This is a genomic window from Actinomadura sp. 6K520 (assembly GCF_004349245.1).
GTDB lineage: Bacteria > Actinomycetota > Actinomycetes > Streptosporangiales > Streptosporangiaceae > Spirillospora.
Genome location: NZ_SMLC01000348.1, coordinates 1 through 2,815, shown reverse-complemented (window position 1 = coordinate 2,815; position 2,815 = coordinate 1). Strand labels below are relative to the sequence as shown.

At 74.5% G+C, this 2,815-nt stretch carries 3 protein-coding genes; 1 reads left to right on the top strand and 2 read right to left on the bottom strand.

Going from position 1 to position 2,815, the window contains the following annotated elements:
• Nucleotides 1-601 (bottom strand): hypothetical protein (locus E1289_RS37125; RefSeq protein ID WP_131988805.1); only part of this gene is annotated, 601 nt, incomplete at its 3' end.
• Nucleotides 602-694: 93 nt separating this feature from the next.
• Between E1289_RS37125 and E1289_RS37120 the strand changes: the two genes are divergently transcribed.
• Nucleotides 695-2,161: a PLP-dependent aminotransferase family protein gene (locus E1289_RS37120; RefSeq protein WP_243713461.1), complete on the top strand. Its 1,467-nt coding sequence runs from the start codon at nucleotides 695-697 to the stop codon at nucleotides 2,159-2,161.
• An 18-nt stretch (nucleotides 2,162-2,179) separates the two neighbouring features.
• Here the strand turns inward: E1289_RS37120 and E1289_RS37115 are convergent, their stop codons facing one another.
• Nucleotides 2,180-2,614, bottom strand: coding sequence for a CBS domain-containing protein (locus E1289_RS37115; protein ID WP_131988803.1), 435 nt, complete (start codon nucleotides 2,612-2,614; stop codon nucleotides 2,180-2,182).
• Nucleotides 2,615-2,815: the final 201 nt, after the last annotated feature.

Sequence of the window (2,815 nt, the reverse complement as noted above, 5' to 3'; positions counted from 1 at the left end):
GGCCGGCCGTGCCGGGGGTGCGGGGCCGGATCGTCAGCGCGGGCAGGAACACGTGCGTCAGCGGGCCGATGGCGAGCGCGTAGAGGACCGTGCCGACGCCGACGGTGCCGCCGAGCAGCCAGCCGACGGCCAGCACGGTCAGCTCGATCGCCGTCCGGACCGCCCGGATCGAGTGGCCCCGCGCGGCGATCCCGGTCATCAGCCCGTCGCGCGGTCCGGGACCGAGCCCGGCACCGATGTAGCAGCCGGTCGCGAAGCCGCCGACCAGCACGGCGGCGACCAGGTACGCCCAGCGCGCCGCGAGGGCCTCCGGGCCGGGCAGCAGCCAGAGGAACAGGTCCGCGAAGACGCCGATGAGGACCACGTTGCTGATCGTCCCGATCCCCGGCCGCTGGCGCAGCGGGATCCACGCGAGCATCACCAGCGCGCCGGCGATGATGATCCATGCGCCGATCGAGAGTCCGAGGCGCCGCGACAGTCCCTCGTGGAGGACGTCCCAGGGGTCGTTGCCGAGACCCGATGACACCTGCAGGGCGATCCCGAGCCCGTACAGGGCCAATCCTGTGTAGAGCTGCACCAGGCGACGTGCCATCAAGGCCATTAACTTACTCCTCGCACACTTCGGCCGTCTTTTCGTCCACCCTGACGAGAAGTGGCCTGGTCTCGATAGAGCCAATGTGCGAAAGTGGTTTGCGTGAGCACTCGATATGTGAGCGGACAGCATCTGGCGCGGCTGGTGGGCGACGTCTCGGGCGAGCGCCCCGTCTACGGCGCGCTGGCCCGCTCGGTGCGCGGCCTCGTCCTCGACGGGCGGCTCGCCCTGCGGACCCGGCTGCCCGCCGAACGCGACCTGGCCGCCGCCCTCGGCGTCAGCCGGACCACGGTCACCGCCGCCTACGACCGGCTCCGCGACGAGGGCTACATCCAGAGCCGCCAGGGGGCGGGAAGCTGGACGGTGCTGCCCCCGGTGCGGATGTCGTCCGCCGATCCGCGGATCGTGCAGGCGGCGGCGCGCTTCGGCAAGGCGCACCCGGTGCCCGACGACGCCGATTTCATCGACCTCGGCTGCGCCACCCCCGCCGCCCCGGCGATCTTCGGCGAGGCGGTGGCCGCCGCCGTCGACGAGCTGCCCCGCTACAGCACCGGCCCCGGCTACGAGCCCGCCGGGCTGGTGGGCCTGCGCCGGATCATCGCCGACGGGTACACCGCGCGCGGCGTCCCCACCGGCCCGGACCAGATCGTCGTCACCACCGGCGCGCAGCACGCGTTCACGCTGCTGTCGCAGACCCTCATCGAGGCCGGGGACGCCGTCATGATCGAGCGGCCCACCTACCCGCACGCGCTCGGCACGCTGCGCCGCCGCGGCGCCCGGCTCGTCCCCGTCGGCGTCAACGAGGGCTGGGACATCGAGCTCGCCGCCGGCGCGATGCGGCAGGCGGCCGTCCGCATGGCCTACACGATCCCGGACTTCCAGAACCCGACCGGGCACCTGATGCCGGCCGCCGACCGCGCCGCGCTCGTGGACGCCGCCCGCCGCGCCGACGCGTTCCTCGTCAGCGACGAGACCTTCGCCGACCTCGCGCACGACCTCGACGCGCCGCGGGAGCCGCCGCTGGCGGCCTTCGACTCCGGCGGGCGGGTCATCACCATCGGCTCGGCGTCGAAGCTGTTCTGGGGCGGCCTGCGGATCGGGTGGATCCGCACCACCGCGCCGCTGGCCCGCCGCCTGGTGCTGGCCCGCGAGCCGTTCGACATGGCGAGCCCGGTGCTGGAGCAGCTGATCGTGCGCGAGCTGCTGCTGCGGGTGGCGGAGGTGCGCGCCGAGCGCGCGGAGGGCCTGCTCCGCGGCCGCGACGCGCTCGCGGGGGCGCTGCGCGAGCTGCTGCCCGGCTGGGAGTTCCGGCTGCCCGCGGGCGGCATGTCGCTGTGGGCGCGGCTCGGCGCGCCGATCGCCACCCCGCTCGCCGAGACGGCCGAGCGGCTCGGGCTCCGCGTCGTCGCCGGCCCGGTCTTCGGGGTCGACGGCGTGCTGGAGGACTACGTCCGGCTGCCCTACGTCCTGCCCCCGGACACGCTGCGCACGGCCGTCGAGCGCCTGGCGCTGGCGCACCGGGAGGCCGAGTCCGCCCCCGTGACCCGGTCCCTCCCCGCCTACGTCTGAGTGCCGTCCGCGGGCCGGCTACGGGGCGCGCTGGATGTAGTCGACCAGATGCTCGCGCTCGCTCTCCAGCTCGTCGATGGCGCTCTTGACCACGTCGCCGATGCTGACGATGCCGGTGAGCCGCCCGTCCTCGACGACGGGCACGTGCCGGAACCGGTGCTCGGTCATGGCGAGGCGCAGGTCCTCCACCTTGTCGGCCGGACCGCAGCTGCGGACCTCCGCGGTCATGATGTCGGAGACGGGACGGTCGAGCAGCGCGGCGCCGCGCTCGTGCAGGGACCGCACGACGTCGCGCTCGGAGGCGATGCCGGCGATCGACGCGCCGTCCGGTGAGACGACCACGGCCCCGATGTTGTGCTCCGCCAGGACGGAGAGCAGCTGGCGCACGGTGGCCTCGGGCCGCACCGTCGCCACCGCGTCTCCCTTCCTCCGCAGGATGTCGCGAATCCGCATTTTCTCACGCTCCGGTGCCGGTTCGGGTGCCCGGGGGGCGACGGCCGCCGGGGCGGGCCGGTCGCCGGGCTTTCTGCAAAGGTCGCACGTTCCGGCGCCGGGGAAAACCCCGCGGCGGTAAACCGGGCGGCCGGCGAGGCTACGGGGCGAGAAGACGGCTCAGGGCGCCGAGGGCGGGGGTCAGGAGGCGGCCCGCGGGGG

Bases quoted from the DNA above. Each gene is read 5' to 3' on its own strand.
- E1289_RS37115 (WP_131988803.1), bottom strand. From the start codon at position 2,614: ATGCGGATTCGCGACATCCTGCGGAGGAAGGGAGACGCGGTGGCGACG.